We start from the raw sequence: 20,582 nt of genomic DNA, 5'->3' as shown, positions 1-20,582 counted from the left end.
CACGTGCTGACGATTCACGCCGCCGACGAGGTACGGCGCACCTGGGACGACCCGGAGCCGATCAAGGACGGCGCCGTCGTGGTGGACGGCACCCGGGTCCATGCCGTGGGGCCGTCGGAGGAAGTGCGCCGACGGTTCCCGGGCGCCCGGGTGCGGCAGTGGCCCGGCGTCCTCGGGCCCGGCCGGCTGCACGAGGGCCCGCTCCCGGACGCCCCGTCACCCCGCGAACGTGTCCACGCGGTGCTGAAGGGGGGCGCGGTCGCGGTTCTGGAACAGCACGCGAACACCCCGGAACTCCGTACGGCCGCCGAGCGCAACCACGTGGCGGTGCTACCACGCCCACGCCCCATGGCGATCAGCGCATCGGGCCGAGCGGACCTGGCGGTCTTCGACGAGGCCGACGTCTGCGTCGCCACGGTGTGCGCGGGGCGCCTGGTCCACCGCCGCCGCTGAGGGGCGCCGCCGCTTTTGACGGAGGAGCAGGGCTGACCGGGTTCCGGCGGCACGACCGCGTCCTCACGATCTTCAACTCCGGCGCGGTGACGATCTACCTGTGGCACGAGATCGCCATGATCCTCGCCGTCCCGCTGATCGACCGGACCCGCAACGTCCCCGCCTTCGAGAAGTACCTGCCGCTGGAGAGCCAGTGGTTCATGGTCGGCGCCGGCCGGCTCCTGATCGGTGTGTTCGTCCTGCTCTGCGGGTGGGGCGAGGACGTGGCCGCGAAGAAGAAGCCGAAGCTGCTGCCGTGACGCGCCACGGGCCGGGCGCCGCACCGGCGTCCGGCCCGTACTGCCACAATGGGCCCGTGACCCGCGCATCCTTGGACAAGCAGCCGCACGAAGTCGCCTCGATGTTCGACCGAGTGGCGAAACGGTACGACCTGACCAACGACGTGCTGTCCCTCGGACAGGACCGGCGCTGGCGCAAGGAGGTGGCGCGCGCGGTCGACGCCCGCCCCGCGCAGAAGATCCTGGACCTCGCCGCCGGCACGGGCACCTCCTCCCTGCCCTTCGCGCGGACCGGTGCGTACGTCGTGCCGTGCGACTTCTCCCTCGGCATGCTCCAGGTCGGCAAGGAACGCACCCCCTGGCTGCCGTTCACCGCCGGCGACGCCACCAGGCTGCCGTTCAAGGACGACACCTTCGACGCGGTCACCATCTCCTTCGGCCTGCGCAACGTGCAGGACACCGACACCGCGCTGCGCGAGCTGTACCGGGTGACGAAGCCCGGCGGCCGTGTCGTGATCTGCGAGTTCTCGCACCCCACGTGGGCGCCGCTGCGCACCGCCTACACCGAGTACCTGATGCGCGCGCTGCCGCCGGTCGCCCGTGCGGTGTCGTCCAACCCCGACGCGTACGTCTACCTCGCCGAGTCCATCCGCGCCTGGCCCGACCAGCCGGGGCTCGCCGAGCGCCTCCGGAAGGCCGGCTGGGACAAGGTCGCGTGGCGGAACCTGTCGGGCGGGATCGTCGCGCTGCACCGGGGGTTCAAGGCGCAGGCGTAGGGACCGCGCAGGGGTGAAGTCCGGCCGCGGGGAGGGGAGTTCACCCGCACGAGGGATGTCCGCCGGGGAATCCTGTTGACGGGAACCGGTCAACAGAAACTACCGTCCGTTGAGGCACCGGTACGCACCGGTGATATCTGACGACGGGGGTTCCATGACGTCCTACTGCCCGCACTGCGGGACACCAGGCCCTGACGAGGCGCGCTTCTGCATGACGTGCGGCCGTGAACGCGTGCCGGTCCCCCCGACCGCGCCACCCGGGGTGCCCCCGGCCTCCCCGACGGTCTCGCCGCCTCCGCCGTCCCCGATGGTTTCGGCGCCTTCGACACCCCCACCACCGGCGCCGCCGGGCGCGCCCCCCGTCGGGCCGCCGCCACCTCCCCCGTACGCTCCCGTCCCCGCCCGCCCCTCGCCCGTCGGCGCCTTCCTCGGCCGCGCCCTGCGGGGTGACTGGGGCGGCTCCGCCGCGGCAGCGCTCTGGCCGGTCGGGCTGCTCCTCGCCGCCGCCCTCGCCCTGGCCGTCCCCTCCTACGACCAGGGCACCACGGACGAGGACGACTTCGTCGGCTTCGGCGACCGCCTGGGCCTCGCCCTCGCCGCCCTCCTCCAGGGCCTCGGCGGTGGCTTCAAGATCTCCGAGAGCGGTGGCGGCGACTTCTCCGGCGGCTACGAGTCCGCCGAGGGCGCCCTCACCCTGACCCTGGTGCCGCTCACCGTGACCGTCCTGTTCATCGGGGCGCTCTTCCTCGGCGTACGGCAACTCCGCACCCGCCTGGCCACCCGCGCCGCGTACAGCGGTGCGGGAGCGCCCGGGGCGGGAGCCGTCGGCGGCCGTACCACCGGGCTCGAAGCGGCCGTGCGGGTCACGCTGCTGGTGACGGCCGCCGTCCTGGTGCTGGGGCTGTGCGCGCAGCCCGACATCGCGCGCGTCGAGGTCTCGACCTCCCCCTGGCGTGCGGCGCTGGGCGCGCTGCTGCTCACCGCCGCCGTCTCGGCCGGCCTGCTGCAACGCGACGACCTGGCCGCCTGGCTCGCCGTCCGTCCAGGGCCCCGCATCCTGTTCCGGGCGACGGGAACGGCCGTACGGGCCATGGCGATCGTCCTCGCCCTCTGCTCGCTCGTCACCTTCGTCGTCCTCGCGGCGAACGACGAGTGGCACGCCGAGTGGGAGGAGGACCTGAACCCGCTCCTCCTCGTGCTGTTCGTCCTGCCCAACCTCGCCGTCACCCTCCTCGGCCTCTCCTGGGGCGTGTCCGTCCAGGGCGAGGCGGGCCGTACCCGGTACGGGGACGACACGTCGTACGACTCCTCCGGCGACTACGGCCTCGTGGAGTCCGGCCCGTACGGCGGCTACGAGCGCGAGTCGTTCGGGCTCTCCGAACTGGGCGACGCCGTCAACTCCTGGGCGGTCGTGGGCGCGTTGACGCTCGGTGCGGTCTGCGCCCTGGCCTTCGGGGTCCTCGCGGCCCGCCGTTCCTCGGGCCGTGGCGAGCAACTCCTCGCAGCGGGCGTCTTCTTCGGGCTCTTCCTCCTCCTCGCCGGCGTCAGCGGCCTCGGTATGGAGGCGTCCGGCTCGGCCACGGCCGACCTCGGCGCCGAGTTCTCGGCGGCGGGCCAGGTGGACGTGGGCCTCGACCTCCCCGAGGTGCTGCTCTTCGGTCTCCTGTGGATCTTCGCCGCGGCCTTCCTCGCGCCCTATCTGGTGCAGATGACGGGAGCGCGTACGGCGGTGATCGCACCGCCGATCCCGGCGATGCCGAGCAGCGGCCCGACGGCGGCCCACGGGCTCCCGCAGCAGGCCCCCGCCCCGGCCCCGGCCCCCTACGAGCCTCCGCTCGTGGAACTGGGCCACCACCACCTACCGCCCGCCGAGCCGCCCAAGTCCCGTAGCCGCACGCTGATCTGGACCCTCACCGTCGTGGGGGCCTTCGTGATCGGCGGGGGAGGGACGGCGGCGATCCTGCTCTGGCAGAAATAGGAGACGGGGCACAGGAGACAGGGCACGCGAAGGGCCGCCCTCCGGGCGCCGACGGGAACGTGACGACAGGACCTAGCGAAGAACCGCGAACGGGTCCCCCGGCTCGTCCAACGCCCTGCGCAGCCCGGGCGGCGGCCCGCCGCGCCGTGGCTCACGCACGCCCCCGCCGTCGTCCCCCAACTCGAACCACACGGTCACGGCGGCCCCGCGCGGCACCTCCACCCCCGGCGGCGGGTACTGCCGTACGACGTAGTCCACGACGGTGCGGGCGAAGTCGGGCCGGTCGGGCGCGACGAGGAGCACCCCGCCCGCCTCGGCCGCCTCGCGCGCGTCCACGGCCATCAGACCGACGAACCGTGGCACACGCACTTCGGATGACTTGGGTGTTATGCGCACAGATGTTCACCCCCAGCGGTACCGGCAGGGTAACCGCCGAGCGCCCCCGCCCGGAAGCACTGCGTGGCAATCCGCGCCAAATCGCTACGCTGGGTGACGAGTTGCCGAAATCCCGAACAGCCGGAGCGTCAGAGCGTCAGTCGGTAGCAGTGCCCCACCTGTTGCGAGACGGGCGTCGTGAACGTCTCCGCCAACTCCATCCCCAGCCGCCGCGTGACGGCGATGGACCGCTCGTTGCGGGCGTCGACCATGGCGACGACTCTGCCGACGCCGGCCGCCCGCACCCGTTCCAGGGTCTGTGTCGCGGCGGCGGTCACGTATCCCTTGCCCCAGTGGTCGCGGGCGAGCCGCCAGCCGATCTCGATCTCGCCGGTCGGGCCCCACTCGCGGGGCCACGGCTGGGCACCGGTGAAGCCGATGGCCCGGCCCTCCTCGTCGAGCAGGGTCCACAGGCAGAACCCGTGCTCGGCGTCGTGACGGCGCTGGCGCGCGGTGAGCTCCTCGTAGACGGACAGCTCGGCGGACCGGCCGCCGTGGAACTCCATGACGTCGGGATCGTCGAAGATCCGGTGCCAGGCGAAGGCGTCCTCGTCGGTGGGGACACGCAGCCGTACGTCGGGCAGAGCTCGGTTCACAGGGGCAGCCCTTCAGCCGTTGATCGGTACCGCTGAATAGACTGCCCATGTCCGACGCCTGTCGGCACATGTTTTCTGGCCGTCCGGTTCCCCGGACGTCCAGCAGGCTTTGCTCCGATCCTTCTACTTCTTGGGGAGAACCCGTCGTGACCGAGCCCCAGCCCCTTACCGAACACACCGCCGATGTGATCGTCGTCGGGGCCGGGCCAGCCGGTTCCACCACCGCGTACTACCTGGCGAAGGCCGGACTCGACGTGCTGCTCCTGGAGAAGACCAGCTTCCCCAGGGAGAAGGTCTGCGGCGACGGCCTCACCCCGCGCGCCACCAAGCAGCTCGTGGCGATGGGTATCGACATCTCCGAGGAGGCCGGCTGGCTCCGCAACAAGGGGCTCCGGATCATCGGCGGCGGCGTCCGCCTCCAGCTCGACTGGCCGGATCTCGCCGCCTATCCGAACTACGGACTCGTCCGCAAGCGCGACGACTTCGACGAGCAGCTCGCCCGCCAGGCCCAGAAGGCGGGCGCCCGGCTGTACGAGCGCTGCAACGTGGGTGCGCCGATCATCGACGACCGCACGGGCCGGATCACCGGGGTGCACGCCAAGCTCGGGGACGAGAAGCGTGAAGTCACCTTCCACGCCCCGTTGGTGGTGGCGGCCGACGGCAACTCCACCCGGCTCTCCCTCGCGATGGGCCTGCACCGCCGCGAGGACCGCCCGATGGGCGTCGCGGTCCGTACGTACTTCACCTCTCCGCGCCACGACGACGACTACCTGGAGTCGTGGCTGGAACTGTGGGACAAGCGCGGACCGGGCGAGGACCGTCTCCTCCCCGGCTACGGCTGGATCTTCGGCATGGGCGACGGTACGTCCAACGTCGGGCTGGGCGTCCTCAACACCTCCGCCGCCTTCAAGGAACTGGACTGGCGCGACGTCCTGAAGGCCTGGTGCGCGTCCATGCCGGAGGAGTGGGGGTACACCCCCGAGAACATGACCGGCCCCATCCGCGGTGCCGCCCTCCCGATGGCCTTCAACCGCCAACCGCACTACACCAAGGGCCTGCTGCTGGTCGGCGACGCCGGCGGCATGGTGAACCCCTTCAACGGCGAGGGCATCGCCTACGCGATGGAATCCGGCCAGATCGCCGCCGACGTCATCGTCCAGGCCCACGCCCGCGCCACGCCCGGGCAGCGTGAACTCGCCCTCCAGCGTTATCCGCAGGTCCTCAAGGACACCTTCGGCGGCTACTACACGATGGGCCGCGCCTTCGTGAAGCTCATCGGCAACCCGAAGATCATGAAGCTCGCCACGCAGCGGGGCCTGACCCACCCGCTCCTGATGAAGTTCACCCTGAAGATGCTGGCCAACCTCACCGACCCCACGGGTGGCGACGCGATGGACCGCATCATCAACGGACTGAGCAAGGTGGCCCCGAAGGCGTGACCGGCGCCTGACCCGCGCCGATGTGGGCGATCTGCGTGATGTGGGCGATCTGTGCGAGGTGCGCGTGGCCGGCCGTGGGCTCTCCCCGGCCGGTGGGTGCCCCGTGCGCGCGCCGAGGCCGCCACGGCCTTCGCGGCCGGAACCGCTGTACGCCCCTGAGGGGCCCGCTGTCGTCCGGGATCGCGTAACACCTTGGGAGTGGGACGACAGGCGCCCTGTGGGGTGCCTGTGGCCTTTCTGTGGGCAGCCCGAGGGCCGCTGTCCCCTCAGGGGAGAGCGGCCCTTCGAAAACGCCCTGGGCGACCGCGTGGGTCAGAGCACGCGCACCGCGCCCGTTGCCGGGTAGCCGGAGAGATCCTGGATCACGACGCCCTTGGAGGGGTTCGCCGCGTCGAGGTACTGGCCGTTCCCGACGTAGACACCCACGTGGTACGCCGAACCCTTGGCGCCCCAGTACAGGATGTCGCCGACCTGGAGGTTCGACAGCGAGACCTCGGTGCCCTGCATCGACTGGTCCTGCGAGACCCGGGGGAGGTCCACGCCGACCTGCTTGAACGCGGCCTGCACGAGCGAGGAGCAGTCCCACGCGTTGGGGCCCGCGGCGCCGAGGACGTAGGCGTCGCCGAGCTGCGCCTTCAGGAAGCCGATGACCGTGCCGACGCTGCCCGTGGCGGGCGCCGTCGTGGTCGTCGTCGACGAGTTGGTTGTGAGGGTGGTCCGCTCGGTGTCACGCGAGGCGCGCTCGGCGGCGGCCTTGCGCTCGGCCTCCTCGGCGGCCTTCTTCCGGGCCTCTTCCTTCTTCGCCTTGGCGAGGTCCTTGTCGGCCTGCTTCGCCGCCTCTTCGGCGGCCGCGTCACGCTCGGCCTGCAGCTGGTAGTCGGCCGCCATCGCCTGCGTGGCGTCCGCGGACTGCGCGGCCTGCGTGGCCAGGTCGGCCGTGAGGGTGGGCAGTTCGAGCGTCTGCGTCACCGGCTCCGCCGCGAAGGCAGACGTGGACGCGCCGGCCACTGCCACGGTGCTGAGAACGCCACCGGCGACTCCGGCGCGCATCGCGATCGAGGACGCGTTGCGGCGGGGTTTCCGGTGGCTGCGTATGTGAGCGGTGTGGGACATGGGTACAAGCGGTACCAGCGACTCCTCCATACCTTCAAGAAACGTGTGCTGCGCCACAGTTGTTCAACGGAAGCCGTAAATTCCCCGAGCGTCACTCTTTATTGACGCCGTAACGGGCATAGCGGACACGGTCGAACAGGCCTTTGATCATGCGCTTTCGTGATTACGCCCGAATTGCCCTGCGCTTACCATCGATCGCAGCGAGTGGCCAAGGTCGGTGGATTTGATCTCGGTCCGATGTGGCGCAGGTCACGGAACGGTCACCCGCTCCCGCGGCGTCCCGCGCGGAGGAACGCCTCTCGACGCTCGTGAACGCGTGCACGCGTCCACATCGGCCATCGAACCTCCTCGCGAGGTGTGAACGCGGCGCTCTACCAAGCGGTCTCGTCCAACACCAATTTGCATGCAGAGGAACTCTCTTGATATGGAGACGCCCTGCGTGACCAGCGGTAACGAGTGAAAATGTCACTTCTGGTGATCAGTCTGGCGCTTCGTGTATGAAGATCGACGCTCATCCGACTTCATGATCCTTCGTCAGGTGGTGGAGATCACAAACTCGGTGCCGCACCCGTGTCGCAGATCACAGACCGGCAGGCATAGGATGCGGGGCAGTTGGGCTTGTGACCTGCTTCACATGTTCGCGATCTTCGTCGAGGCAGACGGGGTTCGTGTGACCGGTGGGGCGGGAGAGCAGGGTCCACGCCAATCCGCCAGCAGTCAGTGCCGACTGAGAGGAGCGAGGAGCGGTGAACGCCTATGCGCCCATCCTCGTACTGGGAGCCCTCGGGGCAGGCTTTGCGATCTTCTCCGTGATCATGGCCACGCTGATCGGCCCGAAGCGCTACAACCGGGCCAAGCTCGAGGCCTACGAGTGCGGGATCGAGCCCACCCCCACGCCGGCCGGCGGCGGGCGATTCCCCATCAAGTACTACCTGACGGCGATGCTCTTCATCGTCTTCGACATCGAGATCGTCTTCCTCTACCCGTGGGCCGTCACCTTCGACGCCCTGGGTGTTTTCGGGCTCGTGGAGATGCTGCTCTTCGTGCTCACCGTCTTCGTCGCCTACGCGTACGTCTGGCGCCGCGGCGGCCTGGAATGGGACTGAGGGGCCTTTAAGCCATGGGACTCGAAGAAAAACTGCCGAGCGGTTTCCTGCTGACCACCGTCGAGCAGGCCGCGGGCTGGGTACGCAAGGCATCCGTCTTCCCCGCCACCTTCGGCCTCGCCTGTTGTGCCATCGAGATGATGACCACCGGCGCGGGCCGCTACGACCTGGCGCGCTTCGGCATGGAGGTGTTCCGCGGCTCGCCGCGTCAGGCGGACCTGATGATCGTGGCCGGCCGGGTCAGCCAGAAGATGGCGCCGGTGCTGCGGCAGGTCTACGACCAGATGCCGAATCCCAAGTGGGTGATCTCCATGGGGGTCTGCGCGTCGTCCGGCGGCATGTTCAACAACTACGCGATCGTCCAGGGCGTCGACCACATCGTCCCGGTCGACATCTACCTCCCGGGCTGCCCGCCACGGCCCGAGATGCTGATGGACGCGATCCTCAAGCTCCACCAGAAGATCCAGACGTCCAAGCTCGGCGTGAACGCGGAGGAAGCGGCCCGCGAGGCCGAGGAAGCCGCGCTCAAGGCACTCCCCACCATCGAGATGAAGGGGCTGCTGCGATGAGCGACGCGAACGGCAAGAACGGCAAGAACGACTCGAACGGGGTGAACCCCGAGAAGGACCTCGCGGCCTCCAACCTCCCCGGCCAGCGCGGCGACGGCGGCGAGGAGATCCGCGTCCAGCGCGGCATGTTCGGCGCGAACAACGGCGGCGACACCTCCGGCTACGGCGGTCTGGTCCGCTCCATCCGGCTTCCCGGAGAGGCCGTCCGCCCCTACGGCGGCTGGTTCGACGAGGTCGCCGACGAACTGGAGGGTGCCCTGGAGGAACAGGGCCTCGTCCCCGAGAACGTCATCGACAGGACCGTCGTCGACCGCGGCGAGCTCACCTTCCACATCGAGCGCGAACACCTGCCGACCGTCGCCCGGACCCTCCGCGACGACCCGGCCCTCCGCTTCGAGCTGTGCACCGGCGTCTCCGGCGTCCACTACCCCGGCGACAAGGGCCGCGAGCTGCACGCCGTCTACCACCTGCGCTCGATCACCCACAACCGGCTGATCCGCCTGGAGGTCTCGGCCCCCGACGCCGACCCGCACATCCCGTCGCTCGTCCCCGTCTACCCGACCAACGACTGGCACGAGCGCGAGACGTACGACTTCTTCGGCATCGTCTTCGACGGCCACCCCGCGCTGACGCGGATCATGATGCCGGACGACTGGCAGGGCTTCCCGCAGCGCAAGGACTATCCCCTCGGCGGCATCCCCGTCGAGTACAAGGGCGCCCAGATCCCGGCTCCGGACCAGCGGAGGTCGTACTCATGAGCACGCAGCACGCATCGGCGGAGTCCGCCGCCTCGGCGCGCGAGACCACCGAGGGCACCGTCTACACGGTCACCGGCGGCGACTGGGACGAGGTCGCCGAGACCGCGGCCCGGTCCGACGACGAGCGCATCATCGTCAACATGGGCCCCCAGCACCCGTCCACCCACGGTGTGCTCCGGCTGATCCTGGAGATCGACGGCGAGACCGTCACCGAGGCCCGCTGCGGCATCGGCTACCTCCACACCGGCATCGAGAAGAACCTCGAATACCGGACGTGGACCCAGGGCACCACGTTCGTGACGCGCATGGACTACCTGACGCCGTTCTTCAACGAGACGGCGTACTGCCTCGCCGTGGAGAAGCTCCTCGGCATCGAGGACGAGATCCCGGACCGCGCCACGATCATCCGGGTGCTCCTGATGGAGCTGAACCGGCTCTCCTCCCACCTGGTGTGCATCGCCACCGGCGGCATGGAACTGGGCGCGACCACGATCATGATCTACGGCTTCCGTGATCGTGAACTGATTCTCGACATCTACGAGCTGATCACCGGGCTGCGCATGAACCACGCGTACATCCGGCCCGGCGGACTCGCCCAGGACCTGCCGCCCGGCGCGGTGGACCAGATCCGCGAGTTCGTGAAGAAGATGCAGAAGAACCTTCCCGAGTACGACAAGCTCGCCACCGGGAACCCCATCTTCAAGGCCCGTATGCAGGACGTCGGCTATCTGGACCTGTCCGGCTGCATGGCCCTCGGCGCCACCGGCCCGATCCTCCGCTCCGCCGGCCTCCCGCACGACCTGCGCAAGGCCCAGCCGTACTGCGGCTACGAGACGTACGACTTCGACGTCCCGACCGCCGACACCTGCGACTCCTACGGCCGCTTCCTGATCCGCCTCGAAGAGATGCGCCAGTCCCTGCGGATCGTCGAGCAGTGCCTGGACCGGCTGCAGCCCGGCCCGGTCATGGTCGGCGACAAGAAGATCGCCTGGCCCGCCCAGCTCGCCCTGGGACCGGACGGACTCGGCAACTCCCTGGACCACATCAAGAAGATCATGGGCACCTCCATGGAGGCCCTGATCCACCACTTCAAGCTGGTCACCGAGGGATTCCGCGTCCCGCCGGGACAGGCGTACTCGGCCGTCGAGTCGCCCAAGGGCGAACTCGGGGTGCACGCCGTGTCCGACGGAGGCACCCGCCCCTTCCGGGTCCACTTCCGCGACCCGTCCTTCACCAACCTGCAGGCCATGGCGGCGATGTGCGAGGGCGGCCAGGTCGCCGACGTCATCGTCGCCGTCGCGTCCATCGACCCCGTGATGGGAGGCGTCGACCGGTGACCACCACCCCCGAGGGCGTCAGCCTGGGCATGCCGCAACTGCCCGCGCCCGACTACCCGGACGACGTTCGAGCCCGGCTGGAGCGGGACGCGGCCCAGGTCGTCGCCCGCTACCCGGACTCCCGGTCCGCCCTGCTGCCGTTGCTGCATCTCGTGCAGTCGGAGGAGGGCCATGTCACCCGCACCGGCATGCGGTTCTGCGCCGAGGTGCTCGGCCTGACCACGGCCGAGGTCACCGCGGTCGCCACCTTCTACTCCATGTACCGGCGCAAGCCGAGCGGTGACTACCAGGTGGGCGTCTGCACCAACACCCTGTGCGCGGTGATGGGCGGCGACGCGATCTTCGAGGCGCTGCAGGACCACCTCGGCGTCGGCAACGGCGAGACCACCGGCGACGGCAAGGTCACGCTGGAGCACATCGAGTGCAACGCGGCCTGCGACTTCGCGCCGGTCGTGATGGTCAACTGGGAGTTCTTCGACAACCAGACCGTCGACAGCGCCAAGCGACTCGTCGACGACCTGCGCGAGGGAACCGAGGTCCGGCCCACGCGCGGGGCGCCGCTGTGCACCTTCAAGGACACCGCGCGGATCCTCGCCGGCTTCCCCGACGAGCGGCCCGGCGCCGTCGAGGCGAGCGGCGGCGCGGGACCCGCCTCGCTGGTCGGCCTCCGCCTGGCCAGGGGAGAGGCCGGACCCGCGCGCGTGGTCCATCCACGGGACGGCGGCCCGCACGACGAGCCGCAGGACAAGGTGCACGAGCCGTCACCCGGTGAGCACCTCAGCTCGCACGACGCGCCGCAGGAGACATCGGCCTCCGACCCCGCCCACCCGGCCGGGCCCGCCGCCGAGGAGGGGGAGTGATGACGTTGGCACCCGAGATCAAGGGCAGCAGCCCGGAGAAGCTGCTCGCACCCGTGCTGTCGGCCTTCTGGGACGAGGACAGGCCGTGGTCGCTCGACGTCTACCGCAGGCACGACGGGTACGAGGGACTGCGCAAGGCGCTGGCCATGTCACCGGACGACGTCATCGCGTACGTCAAGGAGTCGGGTCTGCGCGGCCGTGGCGGCGCGGGATTCCCGACCGGAATGAAATGGCAGTTCATTCCCCAGGGCGATGGAAAACCGCACTATCTGGTTGTCAACGCCGACGAGTCGGAGCCCGGAACGTGCAAGGACATTCCGCTCCTCTTCGCGAACCCGCACAGCCTCATCGAGGGCATGATCATCGCGTGCTACGCCATTCGGTCCTCGCATGCCTTCATCTACCTGCGTGGTGAGGTCGTCCCCGTCCTGCGGCGGTTGCACGAGGCCGTCCGCGAGGCCTACGAGGGGGGCTTCCTCGGCGAGAACATCCTGGGCAGCGGACTCGACCTCGACATCACCGTGCACGCCGGCGCCGGCGCGTACATCTGTGGTGAGGAGACCGCACTGCTCGACTCGCTCGAAGGCCGCCGGGGTCAACCCCGGCTGCGTCCCCCCTTCCCCGCCGTGGAAGGCCTCTACGCCTGTCCCACTGTGGTGAACAACGTCGAGTCGATCGCCTCGGTTCCCGCCATCCTGCACAGGGGCAAGGAATGGTTCAGGTCGATGGGAAGCGAGAAGTCCCCCGGCTTCACGCTCTACTCCCTCAGCGGCCATGTCGCCTCCCCCGGCCAGTACGAGGCCCCGCTCGGCATCACCCTCCGCCAACTGCTGGAGATGAGCGGCGGCATGCGGCCCGGCCATCGCCTCAAGTTCTGGACGCCGGGCGGCTCCTCGACCCCGATGTTCACCGACGAGCACCTCGACGTCCCCCTCGACTACGAAGGAGTGGGCGCCGCCGGTTCCATGCTCGGCACGAAAGCACTCCAGTGCTTCGACGAGACGACCTGCGTCGTCCGGGCCGTCACCCGCTGGACCGAGTTCTACGCCCACGAGTCCTGCGGCAAGTGCACCCCCTGCCGCGAAGGCACCTACTGGCTGGTCCAGTTGCTGCGCGACATCGAGGCCGGCAAGGGCGTCATGAGCGACCTCGACAAGCTGAACGACATCGCCGACAACATCAACGGCAAGTCCTTCTGCGCCCTCGGCGACGGCGCCGCCTCGCCGATCTTCTCCTCCCTCAAGTACTTCCGCGCGGAGTACGAGGACCACATCACGGGCCGGGGCTGCCCGTTCGACCCGGCCAAATCGACCGCCTGGGCCGACAAGGACAAGCACGCGGAGGTGAACGCATGACCGTGACCACCAGCGCTCCCTCCGGGGGCGGGGAGGCGGCGGTCCCGCCGGAAGATCTCGTCTCGCTGACCATCGACGGCGTCGACATCAGCGTGCCCAAGGGCACCCTGGTCATCCGGGCCGCCGAACAGCTCGGCATCGAGATCCCCCGCTTCTGCGACCACCCCCTCCTCGACCCCGCCGGCGCGTGCCGCCAGTGCATCGTCGAGGTCGAGGGCCAGCGCAAGCCCATGGCGTCCTGCACGATCACCTGCACGGACGGGATGGTCGTCAAGACCCACCTCACCTCCCCCGTCGCGGAGAAGGCCCAGAAGGGTGTGATGGAGCTCCTGCTCATCAACCACCCGCTGGACTGCCCCGTCTGCGACAAGGGCGGCGAGTGCCCGCTGCAGAACCAGGCCATGTCGCACGGCCACTCCGAGTCCCGCTTCGAGGGCAGGAAGCGGACGTACGAGAAGCCCGTGGCGATCTCCACGCAGGTGCTGCTCGACCGCGAGCGGTGCGTGCTGTGCGCCCGCTGCACCCGGTTCTCCAACCAGGTCGCCGGCGACCCGATGATCGAACTGATCGAGCGGGGCGCCCTGCAGCAGGTCGGCACCGGCGAGGGCGACCCCTTCGAGTCGTACTTCTCCGGCAACACCATCCAGATCTGCCCCGTCGGCGCGCTGACCTCGGCGGCGTACCGATTCCGCTCCCGCCCCTTCGACCTGGTCTCCTCGCCGTCCGTCTGCGAGCACTGCTCCGGCGGCTGCGCCACCCGCACCGACCACCGGCGCGGCAAGGTCATGCGACGCCTCGCGGCCGACGACCCCGAGGTCAACGAGGAGTGGATCTGCGACAAGGGCCGCTTCGCGTTCCGCTACGCGCAGCGCCCGGACCGGCTGACCACCCCGCTCGTCCGCAACGCCCAGGGGGTCCTGGAGCCCGCTTCCTGGCCGGAGGCCCTGGAGGTCGCCGCCCGGGGGCTCCTCGCGGCGCGCGGCCGGGCCGCCGTCCTGACCGGCGGCCGGCTCACCGTCGAGGACGCCTACGCGTACAGCAAGTTCGCGCGCGTGGCCCTCGACACCAACGACATCGACTTCCGCGCGCGCGTGCACAGCGGCGAGGAGGCCGACTTCCTGGCCGCCCGCGTCGCCGGACGCGGCCGCGACCTCGACGGTACGGGCGTCACCTACACCTCCCTGGAGAAGGCCCCCGCCGTCCTGCTGGTCGGGTTCGAGGCCGAGGAGGAGGCGCCCGGCGTCTTCCTGAGGCTGCGCAAGGCCTGGCGCAAGCACAAGCAGCGGGTGTTCTCGCTGGCGACGCACGCCACCCGGGGCCTGGAGAAGGCCGGCGGCACCCTGCTGCCCGCCGCGCCCGGCACCGAGACCGAGTGGCTGGACGCCCTCGCGAGCGGCTTCGGCCTCGACGACGACGGCACCAAGGCCTCCGAGGCGCTGCGCATCGAGGGCGCCGTGATCGTCGTGGGCGAGCGCCTCGCCGCTGTCGCGGGCGGGCTCACCGCCGCCGTCCGGGCCGCGTCGCTGACCGGCGCGAAGCTGGTGTGGATCCCGCGCAGGGCCGGGGAGCGCGCCGCCGTCGAGGCGGGCGCGCTGCCGTCCGTGCTGCCGGGCGGGCGCCCGGCCACCGACCCGCGCGCACGCGCGGAGGTCGCCGCCGCCTGGGGCGTCGGCGAACTCCCCGCGCGCTACGGCCGGGACACCGGGCAGATCGTCGAGGCCGCCGCCACCGGAGAGCTCGGGGCCCTGGTGGTGGCGGGAGTGGAAGTCGGCGATCTGCCCGACCCGGCACGCGCGCGTGAGGCACTGTCCGCGGTGGGCTTCCTGGTGTCGCTGGAACTGCGGCCCAGCGAGGTCACCGACCGGGCCGACGTCGTCCTCCCGGTCGCCGCCGTCGCCGAGAAGGCGGGCACCTTCGTCAACTGGGAAGGCCGCGTGCGGATGTTCGAGGCCGCGCTGAAGCCCGACCAGATGACCCGCCCGGTGGCGCCCACCGACGGCCGCGTCCTGCAGATGCTGGCCGACGCCATGGACGTCCACCTGGGGCTGCCGGACCTGCGCACCACGCGCGCGGAGCTGGACCGCCTCGGGGCGTGGGACGGGGCGAGGGCCAACGAGCCGGTGGAGGTCGCGACCGGAGCGCCGCGCGCGGCCGCCGGGGAGGCCGTCCTCGCCGGACACCGGCTGCTGCTCGACCAGGGCCGTCTCCAGGACGGCGACGAGGCGCTCGCCGGGACCCGGCACGCCGCCCACGCGCGCGTGTCCGCCGCCACGGCCGCCGAGGTCGGCGTCAAGAACGGCGACGCCCTCGCGGTCAGCGGCCCCGCCGGGGTCGTCGAACTGCCGTTGCTGATCAGCGAGATGCCCGACCGCGTCGTCTGGCTGCCGCTGAACTCCACCGGTTCGGGCGTCGCCTCCGACACCGGGGCGCTGCCCGGCGCACTCGTCCGTATCGGCCCCGCGACGCTCGCCGCCGAGGTCCCCGAGGAGGTGGAGGCATGAGCGCGTACTTCCTCGCCGCTGAAGACCTCTCGATGTTCGGCCGCGACCCCTGGTGGCTGGTCGTCGTCAAGGCGGTGTTCTGCTTCGCCTTCCTGATGATCACCGTGCTGTTCTCCATCGTGTGGGAGCGCAAGGTCGTCGCCTGGATGCAGCTGCGCATCGGCCCCAACCGGCACGGCCCCTGGGGCATGCTCCAGTCGCTCGCCGACGGCATCAAGCTGATGCTCAAGGAAGACGTCATCGTCAAACGCGCGGACAAGGTCGTCTACGTCCTCGCGCCGATCGTCGCGGCCATCCCGGCCTTCATGGCGATCGCGGTGATCCCCTTCGGGCCCGCCGGCAACGAGATCTCGATCTTCGGCCAGCGCACCACGATGCAGCTCACCGACCTGCCGATCGCGATGCTCTACATCCTCGCCGTCGCCTCGGTCGGCATCTACGGCATCGTCCTCGCGGGGTGGAGCTCCGGCTCCACCTATCCGCTCCTGGGCGGCCTGCGCTCCTGTGCGCAGATGATCTCCTACGAGATCGCCATGGGCGCCGCGTTCGCCTCGGTCTTCCTCTACTCGGGGTCGATGTCGACGTCGGCGATCGTGGAGGCGCAGCAGGACCGCTGGTACATCGTGCTGCTGCCGGTGTCGTTCGTCATCTACATCGTGACCATGGTCGGCGAGACCAACCGCGCCCCGTTCGACATGCCGGAGTCCGAGGGCGACCTCGTCGGCGGCTTCAACACCGAGTACTCGTCGATCAAGTTCGCGATGTTCATGCTCGCCGAGTACGTCAACATGGTGACCGTCTCCGCCGTGTCGGTGACGCTGTTCCTCGGCGGCTGGCGGGCTCCCTACCCCATCAGCACCTTCTGGGAGGGCGCCAACCACGGCTGGTGGCCGATGCTCTGGTTCGTGGTGAAGGTGCAGCTGCTGCTGTTCTTCTTCATCTGGCTGCGCGGCACCCTCCCACGCGTCCGCTACGACCAGCTGATGAAGCTCGGCTGGAAGGTCCTCCTGCCGGTCTCCGTGGTCTGGCTGATGCTCGTCGCGACCGTGCGGACCCTCAGGAACGAGAACTACGACTTCGCCGAGATCGCGCTGTACGTCCTCGGCGCCGTCATCGTCCTCTTCCTGCTCTCCGTAGTCGCCGACATGTTCCGCGACCGGCGCGAGGCACAGGACCAGCCCGCCGAACCGGCCGGCTTCGACCCGATGGCCGGCGGATTCCCCGTGCCGCCCCTGCCCGGACAGACCCTCCCGCCGGTGCCGCGCAGGCGCCCGCGCCGGGAGCGGGAGCTGATTGTCAGTGGCGGGTCCGATACTGACAGTGACGGATCTTCGAATGGGAGGGAGGCGTCCGATGGCTGAGGAGCCGAAAGAGAACAAGCAGGGGTTCCAGAACCCCGTCGCCGGCTTCGGCGTGACCTTCAAGGCCATGTTCAAGAAGCGGCTGACCGAGCAGTATCCGGAGCAGCAGAAGACCACGGCCCCGCGGTTCCACGGCAGGCACCAGCTCAACCGCCATCCGGACGGCCTGGAGAAGTGCGTCGGCTGCGAACTGTGCGCCTGGGCCTGCCCCGCCGACGCCATCTACGTGGAGGGCGCCGACAACACGGACGAGGAGCGCTACTCCCCGGGCGAGCGGTACGGCCGCGTCTACCAGATCAACTACGCCCGCTGCATCCTGTGCGGCCTGTGCATCGAGGCCTGCCCCACGCGCGCGCTCACGATGACCAACGAGTTCGAGCTGGCGGACTCCAGCCGCGCCAACCTCATCTACACCAAGGAGCAGCTGCTCGCCGGTCTGGAGGAGGGCATGGTCGACTCGCCCCACTCGATCTTCCCCGGCGCCGACGAGCAGGACTACTACCGGGGCCTGGTCACCGAGGCGGCGCCCGGTACGGAGCGTCAGGTCGCCACCTCCCAGGGCGAGAGGCCGGAAGACGAGGAGGTGGACGCATGAGCGCGCAGCTCGCCGCCTACACCACCTCCACCGGTGAGGCCTTCCAGTTCTGGGTGCTCGGCACGATCGCCGTGATCGGCGCCCTGTGCACCGTCTTCATGAAGAGGGCCGTGCACAGCGCGCTCTGCCTCGCCGGCACCATGATCATCCTGGCCGTGTTCTACCTGGCCAACGGCGCCTACTTCCTGGGCGTCGTGCAGATCGTCGTCTACACCGGCGCGATCATGATGCTGTTCCTGTTCGTGGTGATGCTCGTCGGCGTCACCGCGGCGGACTCCCTGAAGGAGACCATCAAGGGCCAGCGCTGGCTGGCCCTCCTGTGCGGCCTCGGCTTCGGCATCCTGCTGACCGCGGGCATCGGCAACGCCTCGCTGACGGAGTTCAACGGCCTGGGCACGGCGAACGCGGGCGGCAACGTGGAGGGCCTCGCGGCCCTGATCTTCACCGACTACGTGTTCGCCTTCGAACTCACCGGCGCCCTCCTCATCACGGCCGCCGTCGGCGCCATGGTCCTCACCCACCGCGAGCGCACCGAGCGCGCCAAGACCCAGCGCGAGCTGGCCGAACAGCGCGTACGCGAGGGCAAGCACCTCCCGCCGCTGCCGGCCCCCGGCGTCTACGCCCGGCACAACGCGGTCGACATCGCGGGCCTGTTGCCCGACGGCACCCCGTCCGAGCTGACCGTCAGCAAGACCCTGCGGGACCGGGGCCAGATCCGTGACGTGTCGACCGAGGCACTGAACGACCTCAAGGCCCTGGAGCAGCGCGCCGAGGACCGCCTGGAGCGCTCGCACAGCGGAAGCGGCGGAAACGGCCGCGACAGCGGCACCAACGGGAAGAACGGGGAGGCAGCGAAGTGAATCCCGTCAACTACCTGTATCTCGCCGCCCTCCTGTTCACCATCGGCGCCACCGGCGTCCTGATCAGGCGGAACGCGATCGTGGTGTTCATGTGCGTCGAGCTGATGCTCAACGCCTGCAACCTCGCCCTGGTCGCCTTCTCCCGGATGCACGGCAATCTCGACGGCCAGATCATCGCCTTCTTCACGATGGTCGTCGCCGCCGCGGAGGTCGTGGTCGGACTCGCGATCATCGTGTCGCTCTTCCGGTCCCGCCACTCGGCCTCGGTCGACGACGCCAGCCTGATGAAGCTGTAAGGGGTCGGAAGAATCGTGGAGAACCTGATTGCGCTGCTGGTCGCGGCGCCCCTGCTCGGAGCCGCCGTCCTGCTGTGCGGCGGCCGTCGCCTGGACGCCGTCGGCCACTGGATCGGCACGGCCCTCGCCGCCGCCTCCTTCGTCATCGGCGTGGTCCTCTTCGCCGACATGCTCGGCAAGGACGCCGAACACCGCGAGATCGGCCAGCACCTGTTCAGCTGGATCCCCGTCGAGGGCTTCCAGGCCGACGTGGCCTTCCAGCTCGACCAGTTGTCGATGACGTTCGTCCTGCTGATCACCGGAGTCGGCTCGCTCATCCACGTGTACTCCATCGGGTACATGGAGCACGACGAGCGCCGACGCCGCTTCTTCGGCTATCTGAACCTGTTCCTCGCGGCGATGCTGCTGCTGGTCCTCGCCGACAACTACCTGTTGCTGTACGTCGGCTGGGAGGGCGTCGGTCTCGCCTCGTACCTGCTGATCGGCTTCTGGCAGCACAAGCCCAGCGCCGCCACCGCCGCGAAGAAGGCCTTCCTGGTCAACCGCGTCGGCGATGTCGGCCTGTCCATCGCCATCATGCTGATGTTCACCACCTTCGGGACCTTCGCCTTCGGGCCGGTCCTGGGCGCCGTCGGCGAGACGAGCGAGGGCACGCTCACCGCGATCGCCCTGATGCTGCTGCTCGCGGCCTGCGGCAAGTCCGCCCAGGTGCCGCTGCAGTCCTGGCTCGGGGACGCGATGGAGGGCCCGACCCCGGTCTCCGCCCTCATCCACGCCGCGACCATGGTGACCGCGGGCGTCTACCTGATCGTCCGCTCCGCGAACATCTTCAACGCAGCCCCGGACGCACAGCTCGTCACCACCGTCGTGGGCGCGGTCACGCTCCTCTTCGGTGCGATCGTCGGTTGCGCGAAGGACGACATCAAGAAGGCCCTCGCCGGCTCGACGATGTCGCAGATCGGCTACATGGTGCTGGCCGCGGGCCTCGGCCCCATCGGCTACGTCTTCGCGATCATGCACCTGGTGACGCACGGCTTCTTCAAGGCGGGCCTGTTCCTCGGCGCCGGCTCGGTCATGCACGGCATGAACGACGAGGTCGACATGCGCAAGTACGGCGGCCTGCGGAAGTACATGCCGATCACCTTCGTCACCTTCGGCCTCGGCTACCTCGCCATCATCGGCTTCCCGGGCCTGTCCGGCTTCTTCTCCAAGGACAAGATCATCGAGGCGGCCTTCGCCAAGGGCGGCACCGAGGGCTGGATCCTCGGCGGCGTGGCCCTGCTGGGCGCGGCCATCACCGCGTTCTACATGACGCGCGTGATGCTGATGACGTTCTTCGGCGAGAAGCGTTGGCAGCCCGACGAGCACGGCCACGAACCGCACCCGCACGAGTCCCCCAAGGTCATGACGATCCCCATGATCGTCCTGGCGGTCGGATCGGTCTTCGGCGGCGCGTACTTCAGCATCGGTGACCGGTTCATCCACTGGCTGGAGCCCGTCACCGGCCACGCGCACGGCCACCCGCCGGTCAGCGCCCTGACGGTGACGATCTCCACGGTCGCCGTGATGGTCATCGGCGTCGGCCTCGCCTGGCTCCAGTACGGGCGCAAGCCCGTCCCCGTCGTCGCCCCGCGCGGATCGCTGCTCACCCGGGCCGCCCGGCGCGACCTGCTCCAGGACGACTTCAACCACGTCGTCCTCGTACGCGGCGGAGAGCACCTGACGCGCTCCCTCGTCTACGTCGACCACACCCTGGTCGACGGCGTCGTCAACGGCACGGCGGCCTCGATGGGCGGCCTCTCCGGGCGGCTGCGCCGGATCCAGAACGGCTATGCCCGGTCGTACGCGGTCTCGATGTTCGGCGGTGCTGCGATCCTCATCGCCGCGACCCTGCTGATGAGGGCGGTCTGATACCG

The 20,582-nt window shown here is 69.9% G+C and carries 19 protein-coding genes and 1 pseudogene; 17 read left to right on the top strand and 3 right to left on the bottom strand.

Going from position 1 to position 20,582, the window contains the following annotated elements; translation table 11 throughout:
- Positions 1-3: 3 nt before the first annotated feature.
- The 4 genes and pseudogenes from K1J60_RS17895 (at position 4) to K1J60_RS17880 (ending at position 3,485) form a co-directional block, all read left to right on the top strand.
- Positions 4-453 (top strand): imidazolonepropionase-like domain-containing protein, encoded by a 450-nt coding sequence (locus K1J60_RS17895; RefSeq protein ID WP_220647074.1) that lies wholly within the window; start codon positions 4-6, stop codon positions 451-453.
- Between the two features lie 26 nt (positions 454-479).
- Positions 480-752 (top strand): annotated as a pseudogene (locus tag K1J60_RS17890) (acyltransferase family protein); the annotation flags it as partial.
- A 56-nt stretch (positions 753-808) separates the two neighbouring features.
- Positions 809-1,507, top strand: coding sequence for a demethylmenaquinone methyltransferase (locus K1J60_RS17885; RefSeq protein WP_220647073.1), 699 nt, complete (start codon positions 809-811; stop codon positions 1,505-1,507).
- Positions 1,508-1,661: 154 nt separating this feature from the next.
- On the top strand, positions 1,662-3,485 hold the full coding sequence (locus tag K1J60_RS17880; RefSeq protein WP_220647072.1) for a zinc ribbon domain-containing protein: 1,824 nt from the start codon (positions 1,662-1,664) through the stop codon (positions 3,483-3,485).
- Positions 3,486-3,557: 72 nt separating this feature from the next.
- On the opposite strand, the gene K1J60_RS17875 is transcribed toward K1J60_RS17880, so the two are convergent.
- The gene (locus K1J60_RS17875; RefSeq protein ID WP_220647071.1) at positions 3,558-3,881 is read right to left on the bottom strand and encodes a PASTA domain-containing protein; all 324 of its coding nucleotides are present in this window, start codon (positions 3,879-3,881) and stop codon (positions 3,558-3,560) included.
- 128 nt (positions 3,882-4,009) lie between these two features.
- Positions 4,010-4,516: a GNAT family N-acetyltransferase gene (locus K1J60_RS17870; RefSeq protein ID WP_033528250.1), complete on the bottom strand. Its 507-nt coding sequence runs from the start codon at positions 4,514-4,516 to the stop codon at positions 4,010-4,012.
- Positions 4,517-4,662: 146 nt separating this feature from the next.
- Here K1J60_RS17870 and K1J60_RS17865 point away from each other — a divergent pair, with 146 nt between their 5' ends.
- Positions 4,663-5,955 (top strand): geranylgeranyl reductase family protein, encoded by a 1,293-nt coding sequence (locus tag K1J60_RS17865; RefSeq protein WP_033528251.1) that lies wholly within the window; start codon positions 4,663-4,665, stop codon positions 5,953-5,955.
- 312 nt (positions 5,956-6,267) lie between these two features.
- Here the strand turns inward: K1J60_RS17865 and K1J60_RS17860 are convergent, their stop codons facing one another.
- Positions 6,268-7,098, bottom strand: a complete 831-nt coding sequence (locus tag K1J60_RS17860; protein WP_220647070.1) for a C40 family peptidase — start codon at positions 7,096-7,098, stop codon at positions 6,268-6,270.
- A 716-nt stretch (positions 7,099-7,814) separates the two neighbouring features.
- On the opposite strand from K1J60_RS17860, the gene K1J60_RS17855 reads away from it, so the two are divergent.
- From K1J60_RS17855 to nuoL, 12 genes are read left to right on the top strand one after another with little or no spacing between them, the layout of a single operon-like run.
- Positions 7,815-8,174, top strand: a complete 360-nt coding sequence (locus K1J60_RS17855; protein ID WP_009310323.1) for an NADH-quinone oxidoreductase subunit A — start codon at positions 7,815-7,817, stop codon at positions 8,172-8,174.
- 14 nt (positions 8,175-8,188) lie between these two features.
- Positions 8,189-8,743: a NuoB/complex I 20 kDa subunit family protein gene (locus tag K1J60_RS17850; protein ID WP_003998928.1), complete on the top strand. Its 555-nt coding sequence runs from the start codon at positions 8,189-8,191 to the stop codon at positions 8,741-8,743.
- A complete protein-coding gene (locus K1J60_RS17845) occupies positions 8,740-9,501 on the top strand; it encodes an NADH-quinone oxidoreductase subunit C (RefSeq protein WP_220647069.1) in 762 nt (253 codons plus the stop codon). Before K1J60_RS17850 ends, K1J60_RS17845 begins: the two co-directional genes overlap by 4 nt.
- Entirely contained in the window at positions 9,498-10,838 is a 1,341-nt protein-coding gene (locus tag K1J60_RS17840) for an NADH-quinone oxidoreductase subunit D (protein ID WP_220647068.1), read from the top strand. The genes K1J60_RS17845 and K1J60_RS17840 overlap by 4 nt, the downstream gene beginning before the upstream one ends.
- Positions 10,839-10,867: 29 nt before the next feature.
- Complete coding sequence (gene nuoE, locus K1J60_RS17835) at positions 10,868-11,698, top strand: NADH-quinone oxidoreductase subunit NuoE (RefSeq protein ID WP_220651522.1); 831 nt, start codon at positions 10,868-10,870, stop codon at positions 11,696-11,698.
- Positions 11,698-13,053, top strand: coding sequence for an NADH-quinone oxidoreductase subunit NuoF (gene nuoF / locus K1J60_RS17830; RefSeq protein ID WP_220647067.1), 1,356 nt, complete (start codon positions 11,698-11,700; stop codon positions 13,051-13,053). The genes nuoE and nuoF overlap by 1 nt, the downstream gene beginning before the upstream one ends.
- Positions 13,050-15,554 carry an NADH-quinone oxidoreductase subunit G gene (locus K1J60_RS17825; RefSeq protein WP_220647066.1) on the top strand — a complete coding sequence of 835 codons (2,505 nt, stop codon included), beginning with the start codon at positions 13,050-13,052 and terminating at the stop codon, positions 15,552-15,554. Before nuoF ends, K1J60_RS17825 begins: the two co-directional genes overlap by 4 nt.
- Positions 15,551-16,915: an NADH-quinone oxidoreductase subunit NuoH gene (gene nuoH, locus K1J60_RS17820; protein WP_220647065.1), complete on the top strand. Its 1,365-nt coding sequence runs from the start codon at positions 15,551-15,553 to the stop codon at positions 16,913-16,915. Before K1J60_RS17825 ends, nuoH begins: the two co-directional genes overlap by 4 nt.
- Complete coding sequence (nuoI, locus tag K1J60_RS17815) at positions 16,908-17,510, top strand: NADH-quinone oxidoreductase subunit NuoI (RefSeq protein WP_220647064.1); 603 nt, start codon at positions 16,908-16,910, stop codon at positions 17,508-17,510. The genes nuoH and nuoI overlap by 8 nt, the downstream gene beginning before the upstream one ends.
- A complete protein-coding gene (locus K1J60_RS17810) occupies positions 17,507-18,370 on the top strand; it encodes an NADH-quinone oxidoreductase subunit J (RefSeq protein WP_220647063.1) in 864 nt (287 codons plus the stop codon). The genes nuoI and K1J60_RS17810 overlap by 4 nt, the downstream gene beginning before the upstream one ends.
- Positions 18,367-18,666 (top strand): NADH-quinone oxidoreductase subunit NuoK, encoded by a 300-nt coding sequence (gene nuoK / locus K1J60_RS17805; RefSeq protein WP_009310327.1) that lies wholly within the window; start codon positions 18,367-18,369, stop codon positions 18,664-18,666. Before K1J60_RS17810 ends, nuoK begins: the two co-directional genes overlap by 4 nt.
- Positions 18,667-18,681: 15 nt before the next feature.
- Positions 18,682-20,577: an NADH-quinone oxidoreductase subunit L gene (gene nuoL, locus K1J60_RS17800; RefSeq protein ID WP_220647062.1), complete on the top strand. Its 1,896-nt coding sequence runs from the start codon at positions 18,682-18,684 to the stop codon at positions 20,575-20,577.
- Positions 20,578-20,582: the final 5 nt, after the last annotated feature.

The sequence above is a fragment of the Streptomyces akebiae genome, from assembly GCF_019599145.1.
Lineage (GTDB): Bacteria > Actinomycetota > Actinomycetes > Streptomycetales > Streptomycetaceae > Streptomyces > Streptomyces akebiae.
Note: the sequence above shows the minus strand (reverse complement) of the source record. Positions and strands in the feature narration are given on the sequence as shown.

Excerpts from the sequence above, each read along its gene's own strand:
- K1J60_RS17880 (WP_220647072.1), top strand. The coding sequence starts at position 1,662 with ATGACGTCCTACTGCCCGCACTGCGGGACACCAGGCCCTGACGAGGCG.
- K1J60_RS17860 (WP_220647070.1), bottom strand. The coding sequence starts at position 7,098 with ATGGAGGAGTCGCTGGTACCGCTTGTACCCATGTCCCACACCGCTCAC.
- K1J60_RS17850 (WP_003998928.1), top strand. The coding sequence starts at position 8,189 with ATGGGACTCGAAGAAAAACTGCCGAGCGGTTTCCTGCTGACCACCGTC.
- K1J60_RS17845 (WP_220647069.1), top strand. The coding sequence starts at position 8,740 with ATGAGCGACGCGAACGGCAAGAACGGCAAGAACGACTCGAACGGGGTG.
- K1J60_RS17840 (WP_220647068.1), top strand. The coding sequence starts at position 9,498 with ATGAGCACGCAGCACGCATCGGCGGAGTCCGCCGCCTCGGCGCGCGAG.
- nuoE (WP_220651522.1), top strand. The coding sequence starts at position 10,868 with ATGCCGCAACTGCCCGCGCCCGACTACCCGGACGACGTTCGAGCCCGG.
- nuoF (WP_220647067.1), top strand. The coding sequence starts at position 11,698 with ATGACGTTGGCACCCGAGATCAAGGGCAGCAGCCCGGAGAAGCTGCTC.
- K1J60_RS17825 (WP_220647066.1), top strand. The coding sequence starts at position 13,050 with ATGACCGTGACCACCAGCGCTCCCTCCGGGGGCGGGGAGGCGGCGGTC.
- nuoH (WP_220647065.1), top strand. The coding sequence starts at position 15,551 with ATGAGCGCGTACTTCCTCGCCGCTGAAGACCTCTCGATGTTCGGCCGC.
- nuoI (WP_220647064.1), top strand. The coding sequence starts at position 16,908 with ATGGCTGAGGAGCCGAAAGAGAACAAGCAGGGGTTCCAGAACCCCGTC.
- K1J60_RS17810 (WP_220647063.1), top strand. The coding sequence starts at position 17,507 with ATGAGCGCGCAGCTCGCCGCCTACACCACCTCCACCGGTGAGGCCTTC.